General features: G+C 45.1%; 17 protein-coding genes. 7 read left to right on the top strand and 10 right to left on the bottom strand.

Annotated elements, in window-relative coordinates:
• Nucleotides 1–8 precede the first annotated feature (8 nt).
• The 4 genes from FD968_RS05250 to FD968_RS05235 are packed head-to-tail and all read right to left on the bottom strand — an operon-like array spanning nt 9 to nt 2,768.
• Nucleotides 9–293, bottom strand: coding sequence for a BolA family transcriptional regulator (locus tag FD968_RS05250; RefSeq protein WP_215367818.1), 285 nt, complete (start codon nt 291–293; stop codon nt 9–11).
• Entirely contained in the window at nt 290–838 is a 549-nt protein-coding gene (locus FD968_RS05245) for a septation protein A (protein ID WP_215367816.1), read from the bottom strand. The genes FD968_RS05250 and FD968_RS05245 overlap by 4 nt, the downstream gene beginning before the upstream one ends.
• A gap of 16 nt (nt 839–854) precedes the next feature.
• Complete coding sequence (gene msrB, locus FD968_RS05240) at nt 855–1,268, bottom strand: peptide-methionine (R)-S-oxide reductase MsrB (RefSeq protein WP_215367814.1); 414 nt, start codon at nt 1,266–1,268, stop codon at nt 855–857.
• Between the two features lie 33 nt (nt 1,269–1,301).
• Complete coding sequence (locus tag FD968_RS05235; RefSeq protein ID WP_215367812.1) at nt 1,302–2,768, bottom strand: YdiU family protein; 1,467 nt, start codon at nt 2,766–2,768, stop codon at nt 1,302–1,304.
• 56 nt (nt 2,769–2,824) lie between these two features.
• On the opposite strand from FD968_RS05235, the gene FD968_RS05230 reads away from it, so the two are divergent.
• Nucleotides 2,825–3,307, top strand: a complete 483-nt coding sequence (locus FD968_RS05230; RefSeq protein WP_215367810.1) for a PaaI family thioesterase — start codon at nt 2,825–2,827, stop codon at nt 3,305–3,307.
• Nucleotides 3,308–3,325: 18 nt separating this feature from the next.
• Here FD968_RS05230 and FD968_RS05225 read toward each other — a convergent pair whose 3' ends face one another.
• Together FD968_RS05225 and FD968_RS05220 are read right to left on the bottom strand one after the other, a co-directional pair.
• Entirely contained in the window at nt 3,326–4,183 is an 858-nt protein-coding gene (locus FD968_RS05225) for an NRDE family protein (protein WP_215367809.1), read from the bottom strand.
• Nucleotides 4,184–4,201: 18 nt separating this feature from the next.
• Nucleotides 4,202–5,200 (bottom strand): folate-binding protein YgfZ, encoded by a 999-nt coding sequence (locus FD968_RS05220; RefSeq protein WP_215367807.1) that lies wholly within the window; start codon nt 5,198–5,200, stop codon nt 4,202–4,204.
• A 20-nt stretch (nt 5,201–5,220) separates the two neighbouring features.
• On the opposite strand from FD968_RS05220, the gene mltG reads away from it, so the two are divergent.
• The 6 genes from mltG to FD968_RS05190 all read left to right on the top strand — a co-directional run bounded on the left by mltG (nt 5,221) and on the right by FD968_RS05190 (nt 10,213).
• Nucleotides 5,221–6,288: an endolytic transglycosylase MltG gene (gene mltG / locus FD968_RS05215; RefSeq protein ID WP_215367805.1), complete on the top strand. Its 1,068-nt coding sequence runs from the start codon at nt 5,221–5,223 to the stop codon at nt 6,286–6,288.
• A 1-nt stretch (nt 6,289) separates the two neighbouring features.
• A complete protein-coding gene (gene tmk / locus FD968_RS05210; protein ID WP_215367803.1) occupies nt 6,290–6,928 on the top strand; it encodes a dTMP kinase in 639 nt (212 codons plus the stop codon).
• Entirely contained in the window at nt 6,929–8,071 is a 1,143-nt protein-coding gene (locus FD968_RS05205; protein ID WP_251367653.1) for a DNA polymerase III subunit delta', read from the top strand. It begins immediately after the preceding gene.
• Between the two features lie 54 nt (nt 8,072–8,125).
• The gene (locus tag FD968_RS05200; protein ID WP_215367801.1) at nt 8,126–8,917 is read left to right on the top strand and encodes a TatD family hydrolase; all 792 of its coding nucleotides are present in this window, start codon (nt 8,126–8,128) and stop codon (nt 8,915–8,917) included.
• Entirely contained in the window at nt 8,917–9,618 is a 702-nt protein-coding gene (locus tag FD968_RS05195; protein WP_215367799.1) for an ankyrin repeat domain-containing protein, read from the top strand. Before FD968_RS05200 ends, FD968_RS05195 begins: the two co-directional genes overlap by 1 nt.
• A 73-nt stretch (nt 9,619–9,691) precedes the next feature.
• Nucleotides 9,692–10,213: an ion channel gene (locus tag FD968_RS05190; protein WP_215367797.1), complete on the top strand. Its 522-nt coding sequence runs from the start codon at nt 9,692–9,694 to the stop codon at nt 10,211–10,213.
• Here the strand turns inward: FD968_RS05190 and FD968_RS05185 are convergent.
• The 4 genes from FD968_RS05185 to glxR all read right to left on the bottom strand — a co-directional run bounded on the left by FD968_RS05185 (nt 10,210) and on the right by glxR (nt 13,371).
• On the bottom strand, nt 10,210–11,202 hold the full coding sequence (locus FD968_RS05185; RefSeq protein WP_251367652.1) for a DUF3108 domain-containing protein: 993 nt from the start codon (nt 11,200–11,202) through the stop codon (nt 10,210–10,212). The genes FD968_RS05190 and FD968_RS05185 overlap by 4 nt on opposite strands.
• Nucleotides 11,203–11,213: 11 nt before the next feature.
• Nucleotides 11,214–11,783 carry an HNH endonuclease gene (locus tag FD968_RS05180; protein ID WP_371817749.1) on the bottom strand — a complete coding sequence of 190 codons (570 nt, stop codon included), beginning with the start codon at nt 11,781–11,783 and terminating at the stop codon, nt 11,214–11,216.
• An 87-nt stretch (nt 11,784–11,870) separates the two neighbouring features.
• Nucleotides 11,871–12,458, bottom strand: a complete 588-nt coding sequence (locus tag FD968_RS05175; protein ID WP_215367795.1) for a YqiA/YcfP family alpha/beta fold hydrolase — start codon at nt 12,456–12,458, stop codon at nt 11,871–11,873.
• Between the two features lie 13 nt (nt 12,459–12,471).
• Complete coding sequence (glxR, locus tag FD968_RS05170; protein ID WP_371817748.1) at nt 12,472–13,371, bottom strand: 2-hydroxy-3-oxopropionate reductase; 900 nt, start codon at nt 13,369–13,371, stop codon at nt 12,472–12,474.
• Nucleotides 13,372–13,391 lie beyond the last annotated feature (20 nt).

Below are 13,391 nucleotides of genomic sequence, written 5' to 3'. Positions count from 1 at the left end.
AAAGCAGGCTAGGTCCCAGCTTCCTCTGGGGTTAGGGCTGAAATCGTTAAAGCGTGGATTTCTTTTGGGATATGGCGATTTAGGGCAGCATAAATAGCTCGATGGCGCGCAACTGGACTCAAGCCCTGAAACTGTGGCGCAACAATAGTCAACTTAAAGTGACCACCGCCAGTTGCTGCTCCTGCATGACCAGCATGCAAGTGACTTTCATCCTCTATAACTAGCTTTTGTACATCAAAAGCCTTGCGTAAATCTTCTTCGAATAAAGCAATACGCTGTTGATTGATATTCATTCCTCTGGGTGCTCCATATGGCGAGCCAACCAAATACCCTGAATGATGACAAAGACAACTAAGAGGCCGGTGCTACCAAAAAGCTTGAAATTGACCCAAGCCTCTTCAGAATATTCAAATGCAACATACAAATTGAGGGCGCCCATAAAGAAAAAGAACGCGGACCAGGCAAGATTCAGTCGATGCCATACCGACTGAGTTCCCTCTGGTTTGAGAGTAACTTGCTTACCCATGAGCACCTGAATCCAATTTTTATTAAAGAACTGTGCGCTGATGAACAGGGCTCCTGAGAATAACCAATAAAGAGCAGTTGGCTTTAACTGAATAAATGTTTTGTCATGCAAGAAAATCGTTAAGCTACCAAAGACGATGATCATGACTAAGCTGACCCACTGCATGACATCGATTTTGCGATGACGGTAATACACCCAGAGGATCTGGCAAATCGTAGCTACCATGGCCACGATGGTTGCGGTATAGATATCGCCTAGTTTGAAGGCGACAAAAAACAGAATGATGGGGAAGAGGTCAAATAAAAATTTCATAAAAGAGATTATCCAGCTATTTATCTTTCTTCACGGATTGAGCATTCTCGCTAGGCTCAAAACTCAAAGAAGCAGAGTTAATGCAATACCGCAGACCGGTGGGCATAGGACCATCATCAAAAACATGCCCTAAATGAGCATCACAATGAGCGCAGCGTACTTCAGTACGAATCATTCCATGAGTCGCGTCTCTGACCTCTTTGATTACAGAGTCTTCTTCTGGTGCGTTATAGCTAGGCCAGCCGCAACCAGCATCAAATTTGGTTTCTGATAAGAAGAGTGGGGTGCCACAGCAAACACAGGTGTACTTGCCTTGATCCCAATGATCCCAATATTTACCTGTAAAAGGCCTCTCGGTTGCTGCCTCTCGGGTTACCCGATATTCAATATCACTTAAGGTCTGTTTGTATTCTTGATCTGTTTTCTTCATATAGTCTCCGATAAGAAAAGTCTGCTCGTGATCTTAAGAGGAGCAACTAACTTCGACTCGCTCCAGATCTTCAGGCGGTGGCACTGCATATGCTTCAAATTCAGGTTGTTCGTCATACGGCCTACTCAGAATATTCATCAATCGACTGACTTCAGAAAAGTCATGCTGTTGTGCTTTTTCAATAGCCGTTTGTGCCAAATGATTGCGCAAAATATATTTAGGATTGACCAGATTCATAGATTTCATTCTGGCGGAATCTACACTCGATTCAGATTGCAAGCGCAGCGCATAGTCCGTAAACCACTGATCGATTAGCTCACGATCAATAAAGTGATCCCTCAAAGTGATTTGATGTATGGGCTGGTCTAGCTTAATTTGACTGAGCGTTCTAAAAAAACTGGTGAAATCGACCTTTGAATCATGGATTGCTTGGAGTAAACGCTCTATCAGACTAATATCTGCTTCATCAGCAGTAAGTAAGCCTAATTTTTGCCTAAATAATGACTGCCAAGTTTGGGCATACATCACTGGAAACTCTTCCAAGACTCCTCTTAATCGAGATTGAGCCTCTTCCTCGTCATGCGTGAGCTCGAGAAGTGGCAGAAAGCCACTAGCCAGGCAAGCCATATTCCAATGCATGATCTGCGGTTGGCGATGATAAGCATATCGACCACCATGATCGCTATGGTTGCAGATGTGGTCAATTTCAAATTGGTCTAAAAATCCAAATGGTCCATAGTCCATGGTGAGACCTAAGGCACTTATGTTGTCGCTATTTAACACTCCATGACAAAAGCCAACGGCCTGCCATTGCGCTACTAGCTTTGCATTGCGAATACAAATTTGCTTGAATAATTCAAGGTAGGGCTCTGAATCGCTTTCGCACTCCGGGTAATGGTCTTGAATGAGTAAATCAGCAAGCTCTTTTAGTCGAACTATGTTTTGCGTAAAAGCAAAGTGCTCGAAATGTCCAATGCGAATAAAGCTTGGCGCTAAGCGGGCACAGACAGCGGCTGTCTCCAATGATTCTCTGAGCACTGGCAAGGAAGAGCCCACAACAGAGAGTGCCCGAGTAGTAGGAACACCCAGCGCATACATAGCTTCACTACATAAGTACTCGCGGATGGACGACCTTAAAACAGCCCGACCATCACCCATGCGCGAATAGATCGTTTTACCTGCACCCTTCAGTTGTAATTCCTGCCCCTGAATGTTACCCAGCAAAATTGCGCGACCATCACCTAATTGACCAGCCCAAACCCCGAACTGATGACCGCTATAGACGGTTGCAATGGGGTTAGCAAAATTATGTTTGCTTGTGCTCAAAGTATTGCCTGCAAGAAGCTCTAGCCATGCGGGGTCAGATGGTAATCCAGAGGCATCTAAATCTAATTGAATGAGTTTTGCGGCAGAAGGGGAAAACGCAACCCAATAGGGGTCGGGAATTGGACTGGGATATGTGAGCTGGCAGACGTCATCGCCGCTTAAGGTAAAGGACATGGGGCTTATTCTAGGTGTATTCCCAAAATGGCGCTGAAGCCTCTAAAATCGCCTTTATGAACAAACAAGTCCAAATTAATCCGCAAACTCAGTTAGCCAATTTAGGCGAAGAATTAAATGTCCCTTTTCTAAAACTATTAGGCGTTCGCTTTTTAAGTGCCGAAATGGGTAAGGGAGAAATCTTATTGGCACTTAAGCCTGAGCACACCAATACTTGGGCCGTAGCGCACGGCGGTGTGTTATTGACCTTAATGGATGTAGCAATGGCTGTTGCCGCAAGGTCTGGAGATCCGAGTGATCGAAGTGTCGTCACGATTGAGCTGAAAAATAACTTTATGCAAGCAGCCAATGGTGTCTTACGTGTAAAGGCGGATACTGTTCGTAGAACGGCGACTATGGCTTTCTGTGAAGCCAAGCTATATAACGACCAAGGTGAGATCTGCTGTATGGCTACAGGTACATTCCAATTCATCAAACGTTTGCCAACACGTGATGCTAGTGGTGAGCGAGTTGTGAACGAAGACCTTCGTTCAAAGTAAACATCAATTCAGCTAGATTTATACCGAAAGATTTGAGCCTGGCGCAGTACTGAGTGCGCCAGTAATGACATCGTGCCCAACTGCACCAGTGGCATCAAAGCGACGCTCTACCATTTCAAAGTTTCCATCCTTGCGAACTCTGAGTACCGTACTGGAGCGCGTGCCATAAGAGGGCGTCTTAATGAAAGCAGGGGAAAGGGCTTTTTCCCATTCACGGCTAACACCAGTATTGGGTAATTCATGGTCGCTCGCATGATGTGTATCAGCCAAGACCTTAAGGTATTGATCGGCACTCTTCAATTGCCCATGATCCATTGCTAATACTTGAGCAAACGCTGCTATTCGATGATTCACCTTGGGCCAAGGAGTATCCAACATAGCATTCGAAAGCCCATAAACGCCAGGATCAAGAGGTTGGTGTGGAAAGACTTTGCGAGGGCGGATATTTTGACCCATCATCATGCGATTGCTAACCCAATGCATTTCAGCATTCGCAGGATCACTTAGATCTGCCATTAATAAATTAAAGCCGTTGTAATGGTTAAAGCTTTTGGAGTTCTCCTGCATAAACTCAGCAGGCTTATCTTTGCTGGTGAGATACTTTAAAGATAGTTCACCCCGCGTTCTGGCATCCGGATTTTTTTCGCTAGGTGCCCGAACATTTGTTAACGCCGCAAACTTTCCGGTTTTGGTAAACCCAAGCCAAGTACCTGGACTCCCTAAAACATCAGCCCGATCTCTTCCGGCTAAAACATGGGGGTGTTCTGGCCAATACGCAATGCCTGCAGTATCACGCTCATAGAATTCATCACGATTTGCCGCAACTACCAATGAGTAGTCGGGGTGTGAGTTCCATGCAAAAAGAATGAGGCACATGAATTGGGTAGCGGGTAATTAGATTTCGATTAATGGGTATGGCAATGAATCTATTTTTAACACAGGTCCCTGCACACTTCCTAGACGTATTTCCCCATGTTCGAGCACGTCCAATTTGCACTCCACCTGGAGATCGATTCTGCCTTGCTCTAGAGGGCTTTCAGCCGATAAAACGACCATGCCCGCAGGTTGGCTAGGGTCCTGACTGTGAAATAACTCTACGCCGGACTGCGTTGACTCCTCTGTAAAAGTGCCGTCAGAAAGGTGGGCCAAAAATAGACGTCTTTTAATGGCGCCACGATACTGACTGCGAGCCACAATTTCTTGCCCTGGATAACAGCCTTTTTTGAAATCTACCCCTGCAACAGATTCAAAATTAATCATTTGCGGAACAAATTGCTCTTGCGTTGCCAACACGATCCTTGGAATCGCACTTAAAACTTCCAAGTGATTCCAAGATCTAAATGCAGCATTGTCTAATGTTGTATCTGTTTTTTCTTGTGCAATCAAGATACGACTAAAGGATCGACCATTAGCGAGGACATCTGGCAATCGCAATCCTATTTGTGATTCATTGATAGCAAATGAATCCATTGATTCGCTCGATCCAAAGTAGCCAGAAACATTCCATATCTCTGATGCATCGGTCACCTTAACCTTAGAACGTAATACATACATCGATAAACGTTTAGCGGTGCTAGCGGCAATGTCTTTGGAAATGAATAAAGCAAATCGATCATCGGCAGCTGAGTCTCTTGGAATTAATGCACCCCATGCGCTCGCCAGTAATCGACCCTTAGGACTACAGTAGCCTAATAATCGAACCGATCCATAGGATTGGGCAATCTGAGGGGCTACCGTTCGGTTTAGGCCAAGAACAGAATTGGTGAGTTGATTTTGCAGAAAACTGGCGGCATCTGGCCCTTCAACAAAAATTAAGCCCCATTGTGGGAGTAGGCTAAGCCCAGTAGGGGCTATTTGTCCTTCAATTTGCGTGTTTTGATTAGTCTGTGTCATCTCCCTTTTATCATAGCCTGATGCGCAGAAAAATTCAGGGAAGATCCTTTTTTAGCAAGAAAAAGACTTGGGGTCTTCGCCTGCGTTCCTACTTCCTTGCTTTCATTGGTTTATTGATATTGATTTATGGCGGCATTTTTATATGGCCGGCTGTACCGAGCCATACCAATACTCAAGACACCCTTGTCTATAAAGTTAAAGTTGCGCCGCAATCTGGCTTAAGCAGTATTGCCCAGCAATTACAAGAGCAAGGGCTATCAACCCCAGTCTTGCCGTTTCAGATAAGTGCTCGAGCATTATTTGTCGGCTCAAAGTTAAAGCCTGGAACGTATCTACTACCAACCGGCGCAAGTCTAGGAAAAATTCTGCTACAGATTGCACGTGGCGATCGGGTTCGAGAAAGCATCGCCATTATTCCTGGCATGACCATATGGCAACTTAGAGCCCTAGTCGATTCGCATCCAGCATTGATTCATCAAACCAAAGGAATTAGTTCAAAAGCCTTATTGCAAAGTTTGAACTTAAATTATCCCGGTGATGAGGGCCTATTTTTTCCAGATACCTATGTTTTTGATCCCGATGAGCCCGACATCAATATTTATCGACGCGCCTCTTTAGCAATGCAAAAGCAACTCTCACAAGCGTGGGAGCAAAAGAGCGCTGGTTCACCCCTAAAGACTCCGTATGAGCTCCTGATTTTGTCCTCCATCATTGAAAAAGAAACAGGGCGGCGAAGCGATCGAGGAATGGTTGCTGCAGTATTTCTGAATCGCCTTCATAAAGGCATGATGCTGCAGACAGATCCGACCATTATTTATGGAATAGGCCCGCGATTTGACGGAAATTTGCGGAAGGCAGACCTTCGCAAAGATAGTCCCTACAATACCTATATGCATAAAGGATTGCCACCGACACCGATTGCCATGCCCAGCAAAGAATCATTGCTCGCCGCCGTTCATCCGACCCAAAGTAATGCTTTGTATTTTGTAGCGAAAGGTGATGGCACAAGCCATTTTTCACAAACCTTAAGCGAACATGAGTCTGCCGTAGATCGTTACCAACGAAAACTCACACCCAAATCCAATTAATATGACCGCTACACTCCCAGGATATTTCATTAGCTTTGAAGGTATTGATGGTGCCGGTAAGAGCACGCATATCGATGCTTTCTGCAAACTCATGCAAGAGCGTTACCCCAATCGGGAAGTGGTCGTGACTCGTGAGCCAGGCGGCACGCCACTAGGCGAACAATTGCGCGCGCTACTGCTTGATGCGCCCATGAATCTCGAAACTGAAGCCTTGTTGATGTTTGCAGCCCGCCGCGAACATATTGCACAAGTGATCGAGCCAGCCCTGCAAGCGGGCAAGATTGTGATCTCAGATCGATTCACTGATGCCAGTTTTGCTTATCAAGGTGGTGGCCGCGGCCTGAGCATTGCTAAATTAAATGCGCTTGAGCAATGGGTGCAAGGACGTAATGATGGCTCATTATTGCAGCCCAACTTAACCATCCTGTTTGACTTACCGGGTGAAGTTGCCGAAGCGCGTCGCTCTAAAGTCAGAGCCCCTGATAAATTTGAAAAAATGGATCTCCATTTCTTTGAGAAAGTTCGCCAAGAATATCTTCGTCGCGCGAAGGAAGCTCCACAACGCTTTCACTTGGTTGATGCCACCAAAACTCCAGATGCCATCTGGAACGGATTGCAGTCATTGAAGATTAATCTGTAAATGAGTGACTTGATGCTTCCAATGCAGCAAGAAAGCCAAATAGCGCCTTGGCTGCAACCTTTATGGGAAGGCCTGAATTTTCAGAAATTTCCCAATGCTATTTTGTTGCACGGTCAATCGGGTATTGGTAAGTTTGCCTTTGCAGTTGAGCTGGCTAAAGCACTCTTATGTGAATCGAGTCAGGGCAATAAACCTTGCAATCAATGCGAGGCTTGTCATTGGTTTAATACCGGCAATCATCCAGACTTTATCGCCCTGGTTCCGGAGACGCACCGTAAACTCCTGCCGCAGGCCGACTATGAGGCAGATGAAGCACCGAAAAAAGGTAGAGCAGCACGCGATGACTCAGATGGCGAGTCAAGCGAGAAAAAAGAAAAGAAAAATATTTCTATTGAGGAAACACGCAGCGCGATCGAGAGTCTCTCAATCGGGTCGCACCGTGGCGGCAATCGTGTGATCCTCATTTACCCATTAGAAATGCTGCGATCGGATTCAGCGAATACCTTGCTAAAGTCTCTAGAAGAACCGCCTGCCAATACTATTTTCATTCTTTTGGCTGATCGGGTTGATCGTGTCTTGCCGACCATTCGCTCTCGCTGCCGCTTATTGATAGCGCCTCGCCCAAATCGCACAGAAGGCCTAGCTTGGTTAAAAGATCAACTGCCTAAGATTTCTGGGTATAAGGTCAATGAAGCTGATATTGAAACTATTTATGACGAGCAGGGTGGGGCACCATATTCAGTTTTGGACTCCCTAACCGCCCGTCACAATAAAGACGATAAAGATGAATTAACCATTGCTATCGCTGCTTCAAGGCTCTTATTGCAATCTATGGCGCAGGGCGTTCGTATTCCTTGGCTTGAAGCGGCAGAAAAGACGCATAAAGCACAATATTCATTCTTGTTGGCTACCATGCAACGTTGGGCATCTGATCTTCAGCTTGTTGCGCAAGGCGGCACTCCACGATATTACCCAAAACATATTGCGACCTTGAAGGGCTTAGCGCAAGGCGCTAGACCTTTGAAGCTGCATCAATTTTGGAAATCCCTAGTACAGGCACGACGCTCTGAAAATCATCCTTTAGCAAGTCGAGTTCAGCTAGAGGCACTACTTTCTCAATATCAGCAGGTATTTGAAGGCTAGTTCCTGGCCCGCCATAAGAGCATCGAGTTTGCTCAGGCAGACTAAAATGTAGCTATGTTCATTGATTCTCACTGCCACCTCGATTTTCCTGAGTTTCAAGCTCGCCTTCCAGAAGTCTTGGCTAATATGAAAGCAGCCAATGTCAGTCATGCACTCTGTGTATCGGTAGATCTTCCAGATTTCCCTAATGTCTTAAAACTCGCCCAGGATCATGCCCATCTATATGCTTCAGTCGGGGTTCATCCTGATTATGAGGACACGCCAGAGCCAACTATGGATTTCCTGGTGGATACAGCTAAAAAGTATTCTAAGATTGTTGCGATCGGTGAAACCGGTTTGGATTATTACCGCATGGGTGATCGCAGCTACGAATCTATGGAATGGCAAAGAGAGCGGTTTAGAATCCACATTAGGGCAGCCCTGTTAGCTAAAAAGCCGTTGATTATCCATACTCGATCAGCATCAGAGGACACCATCAAAATCCTGAAAGAAGAGGGTGCTGAAGGGATTGGAGGGGTGATGCATTGCTTTACTGAAAGCTTGGATGTAGCTCGCCAGGCAATGGAGATGGGTTTTTATATTTCCTTTTCAGGGATCGTTACTTTCAAAAGTGCCAAGGATCTACAAGAGACCTGCAAACAAGTTCCCTTAGATCGCATGCTGATAGAAACAGATTCCCCATATCTAGCTCCCATTCCATATCGAGGTAAGACTAATGAGCCGGCCTGGGTTTCTAAAGTAGGTGAATTTATTGCCAATCTCAAGGGTGTTTCTCTAGATCAGTTAGCTCATAGTACATCCAATAACTTTTACCAATGTTTTCAGATAGATAGAAAAACTAATTAATGTTAAATATCAAAATTAGGTCAGTAGCCTTTTTAGTGCTTGCCAGCACTGGAATGGCTTGTTTTGGCCAAACTGAGTCTCAAATAGCCAATTTCACAAAAGCCGCCAAATTTGATGATATTTCGGAGGTTAAAGCCCTAATAGCTGCTGGTGTAAGCCCAAATGCCGTGGATTCGAAGGGCGATCCGATGCTCGTCATTGCCATTCGTGACAAGTCTACAAAGGTGACTGAGTTTCTACTGAAGGATAAAAAGACCGATGTTGATTTATCCAATAATTTTGGTGAAACCCCCTTAATGCTAGCCTCTATAGAGGGTGATTTGCCGGTTGTAAAGACCTTGGTACTTCAAAATAAGGCCAAAGTGGACCATATCGGCTGGACTCCTTTGCATTACGCATGTGCTAAGGGCCAACTACAGGTTGCTCAATTTTTAGTCACTAATGGTGCCATTATTGACTCTCGTGGTCCTAATGGCAGCACACCTTTAATGATGGCAGCTCAATCTGGCAATGAGGAGTTAATCAAGTTCTTACTGGACAAAGGAGCTGACCTTCGTATGCGCAATACCAATGGATTTTCAGCAATTGATATTGCAGAGATCTACCAAAAGCCATGGATAGTAGAAGGACTCACATCACGCTGGCAGCGCCTTTATAAAGAGCCATATCCTGGGCCTACCAAGTTCAAAACGACATCCTGATATAGCTTAATTGCGTATAATCATTATTATGTCAAATAAGATATTCTTGTAAGAAACTCCAGAACCTATAGCCATGTTTAGCTTCCTCCACAACGCAGACCTTCCTAGCTTTGCTACCCTATTTAATGAAATCAATACAGATATGGGCAATGGCCAAATCTGGATCATGGTGGTATCTGCCTGCCTCATGTTGGCTCTTCACGCAGTTGCAGTTCTAGGTATAGCAGGAGCTTTTCACTGGATCGACGACGTGATGACAAGGCGTCGTATTTTTGGTGCTAGCTTTCTGTCTTACTTTATTGCCATTTTGCTAGTCATTGCCATCCATTTGGGTGAAATCGTAATCTGGGCGTATATCTGCGTAGCCTTAAAAGTATTCCCTACCAATCCACAAACCTTTTACTTTGCCGGTGAAATGTATACAACTGTTGGCTATGGCGACTACACGCTGGCTGAAAAATGGCGAATCTTGCCCATCATCATCTCTTTTTCAGGAATCTTCGCCGTTTCTATGTCTGGCGCAGCGCTCTACACCATGATGGGCGCCTTGCTTGGTCATAACAATCAAAACCCTAAACCTGGATCCGGCTCCTAAAGACCCATCGTAGACGGTATAGGGTTCTTTTGCCTAAATACCAACTCCAGTACACGACCATTCGCTTCTAGTGAGCGTATGCGTCCTGGTAGCCATTCAAGATCTTTGGCAAGCCAGATATCTACCTGGCGCTTATATGGATCATTTTCTCTTTGCATCAAGGCGTAATGACGATTAATAGTCTTGCCTAGACTTGGAATGTCCTCGTTAAATGCCTCACCATAGCTCTTAAAGTGCCAATTTTCTAGAGTGTTGTAATCCACAACCGGAATCAAGCGAATGCTACCTGCTTCATCTATCTTGCTATCGCTACCATTTAGCAGCGAGGCCAATTGGAACATTAAGCTAAAGCGGTCCTGGGTTCCGGGAACGATTGTTGGAGTGAAATCAGGCTTCTCCGAAAAGTACATCTGCCCTCCTCCCTTTGCATCACGATCAAATCTTGAATAACGAGGAGTCCTGGTACCGCGTTGCGACCAATAAATAATGGGGGCAATTCCATAGCCATCTACTGTTCCTCTGGATTCAAAAACAAATGGGCCAACAAAGGCATAAGGAATGTTGATATAGAGGCGATAGGAATTACCTTCGACAATCCAATCAATTTCTGCTGTTTGGTATTTCTGACCATCGACATATGCGTCGTAATACAAAATTCCAGAACCTGGTAATTTGAAAGCTACACCCTGCTGGTTAAAGCCACCCGATTGATTTCCAGGGTTAGAGCTTTTATCATCGGCGAGGCTATTAGACGTTTCTTCCTGAATGGGTTTTTTGATTGGCGCTTTAGCCATTTGAATTTTTTGTGGCGGCTCAGCTTTAAGCTCAGTTTTGATGATCAAGTCTTCTGCTATTTCTGGCGAACTGCCAAACGAAAAGAATGGCATACCGAAAAATAGCAGTAGATGACCCAACACTGAAAGCAAAACTGCAATGAAAATAATCCGCAACGGATAGGTGCGGATTGTTGGCTTCAAACGCAGCTGCACTAATTCATGTCTCAGGAAAAGCCCTCGAGCAGGCGGCTATTTTTAGGAAGATTGGCGGCTAAAAAATCCATCTGATCAGCCAATATATTACGGCCTTTCAGAATCATGTCTTCGTAAAGACTTGGCATGTAAGGTGTATACAGAAGACCCATGCCAGCTTGCTCTGGGGTACGGTTGCCTTTGCGCTGATTACAGGGGCGACAAGAGATCACTAGATTCATCCAAGAATATTGACCGCCACGACTATTGGGAATAATGTGCTCAGCCTCTGCATGATTTTCATGAATTGCATCACCACAATATGCACATAGACCACGATCACGTTTAAATAGTTTGTGCTTTGTGATGACTGGTACAACGTCAAATAAATTGATCTTTGACGTACCTTTTATCGCAATGATGGAGTGAAGCTCAATGACTGACTGTAATCCACTGGCGCGTGAGATACCGCCGCGCATTTTCATGATGGGATCACCTAGCGTCCATAAAACACTACTATCGGCGTAATGCTTAGTCGCTTCTTCTGCGTTAACCCAACCCTGGGGAATTCCACCTGCGTCTAATTTCAAGATGCTCAGCACAAACTCTCCTTTCTAGACCGGAACAATTAGGCACGGTCGTTTAGAACATCTTACAGAAGAAGTGGCATGCAATCAATAAAGGGCTTATTAGTGGGAAATGAACTCCATGACTTTTGGCAGGTGATCTGTATAGTCAGCAATTCCATGGTCGCTACCTTCCAGAACAAGGTGCTTGGCACCAGGATAGAAGCTGACCATTTCACGCCAATCCAAAAGCTCATCACCTTTAGCTGCTATTAAGAAATAGCGGGATGGATTGGATATTTTCTCAACCTGTAGCGCTTTGAGCTCATCAATATATTCAGGACGAAAATCAAATGGCTCATCGTTATCGTAAGCAGTCATCATCCCAACATGCGGGGCAAGCTCACGAGCAGCTCGCACCGCAGGATTTAAAGCAACTGCCTTGCAGCCATATTTTTCAGCTAGATAGTTTGTATAGAAACCGCCAAGAGATGAGCCAATCACCACAACACGATCTGCTTTTGCTTGATCAATATGCGCAGTGACCATATCCATACTGGCTTTTGGGGAGGCTAACAACTGTGGGCAATACCATTCGATAGGGTTATCGACAGTTGATAGGGCTTTAATCGCCTCGCCAGTCATCACAGCTTTGCTAGAACGTGGTGACGAGCGAAATCCGTGCAGATAAACCAACAGGGTTGAAGGCATAATCGATGAAGTCTTAAGCCTTCTGCCCTATTTCAAAATTAGCCAATTTCTCCAGAGCGCGCACCATTGCGGAGTGATCCCAGGCCTTGCCACCATGAGCTGAGCAGGCATTAAATAGCTCCTGTGCATTAGCAGTATTTGGTAGTGAAACACCGAGAGCGCGTGCACTATTCAGTGCTAGATTTAAATCCTTTTGATGCAATTCAATGCGGAAGCCTGGATCAAAGGTCCGCTTGACCATGCGCTCACCATGCACCTCAAGAATTTTTGACCCTGCAAAACCACCCATGAGTGCTTGTCGAACTTTCGCCGGATCTGCGCCTGCTTTAGAAGCAAATAAGAGTGCCTCAGCAACCGCTTCAATATTTAAGGCAACAATAATTTGGTTGGCAACTTTAGCCGTCTGACCATCACCATTTCCACCAACTAAGTTAATGTTCTTACCCATTAATTCGAAAACAGGTTTCACTTTATTGAATACAGACTCATCACCACCAACCATGATCGATAGTGTTGCATTCTTAGCGCCTACTTCACCACCTGATACTGGAGCATCTAGGTAATCACAGCCTAAATCATTAATCTTTTTAGCGAACTCTTTTGTAGCAATTGGTGATATGGAACTCATATCAACAACCACTTTGCCTTTAGATAAGCCCGAAGCGATACCGTTGTCACCAAATAGAACCTTCTCAACGTCTGGGGTATCGGGAACCATGGTAAAAATAATGTCCGCGTTTTCAGCAACTTCGCGAGGACTTTTACATTGAGTCGCTTTCGAGTTTGCAAGGTCTGCAGGCACCTTACTGCGGGTGGTGATAAATACTTGGTGTCCTGCATTGACAAGATGTCCAGCCATGGGGGCTCCCATAATGCCTAGACCAACAAATCCTAGTTTTAATTGATTGCTCATAATGTCTCCGATATAAATTG

Source organism: Polynucleobacter sp. AP-Titi-500A-B4 (assembly GCF_018688095.1).
Lineage (GTDB): Bacteria > Pseudomonadota > Gammaproteobacteria > Burkholderiales > Burkholderiaceae > Polynucleobacter.
Note: the sequence above shows the minus strand (reverse complement) of the source record. Positions and strands in the feature narration are given on the sequence as shown.

Coding starts and splice junctions, on each gene's coding strand:
- FD968_RS05250 (WP_215367818.1), bottom strand. CDS start 293: ATGAATATCAATCAACAGCGTATTGCTTTATTCGAAGAAGATTTACGC.
- FD968_RS05245 (WP_215367816.1), bottom strand. CDS start 838: ATGAAATTTTTATTTGACCTCTTCCCCATCATTCTGTTTTTTGTCGCC.
- msrB (WP_215367814.1), bottom strand. CDS start 1,268: ATGAAGAAAACAGATCAAGAATACAAACAGACCTTAAGTGATATTGAA.
- FD968_RS05235 (WP_215367812.1), bottom strand. CDS start 2,768: ATGTCCTTTACCTTAAGCGGCGATGACGTCTGCCAGCTCACATATCCC.
- FD968_RS05230 (WP_215367810.1), top strand. CDS start 2,825: ATGAACAAACAAGTCCAAATTAATCCGCAAACTCAGTTAGCCAATTTA.
- FD968_RS05225 (WP_215367809.1), bottom strand. CDS start 4,183: ATGTGCCTCATTCTTTTTGCATGGAACTCACACCCCGACTACTCATTG.
- FD968_RS05220 (WP_215367807.1), bottom strand. CDS start 5,200: ATGACACAGACTAATCAAAACACGCAAATTGAAGGACAAATAGCCCCT.
- mltG (WP_215367805.1), top strand. CDS start 5,221: ATGCGCAGAAAAATTCAGGGAAGATCCTTTTTTAGCAAGAAAAAGACT.
- tmk (WP_215367803.1), top strand. CDS start 6,290: ATGACCGCTACACTCCCAGGATATTTCATTAGCTTTGAAGGTATTGAT.
- FD968_RS05205 (WP_251367653.1), top strand. CDS start 6,929: ATGAGTGACTTGATGCTTCCAATGCAGCAAGAAAGCCAAATAGCGCCT.
- FD968_RS05200 (WP_215367801.1), top strand. CDS start 8,126: ATGTTCATTGATTCTCACTGCCACCTCGATTTTCCTGAGTTTCAAGCT.
- FD968_RS05195 (WP_215367799.1), top strand. CDS start 8,917: ATGTTAAATATCAAAATTAGGTCAGTAGCCTTTTTAGTGCTTGCCAGC.
- FD968_RS05190 (WP_215367797.1), top strand. CDS start 9,692: ATGTTTAGCTTCCTCCACAACGCAGACCTTCCTAGCTTTGCTACCCTA.
- FD968_RS05175 (WP_215367795.1), bottom strand. CDS start 12,458: ATGCCTTCAACCCTGTTGGTTTATCTGCACGGATTTCGCTCGTCACCA.
- glxR (WP_371817748.1), bottom strand. CDS start 13,371: ATGAGCAATCAATTAAAACTAGGATTTGTTGGTCTAGGCATTATGGGA.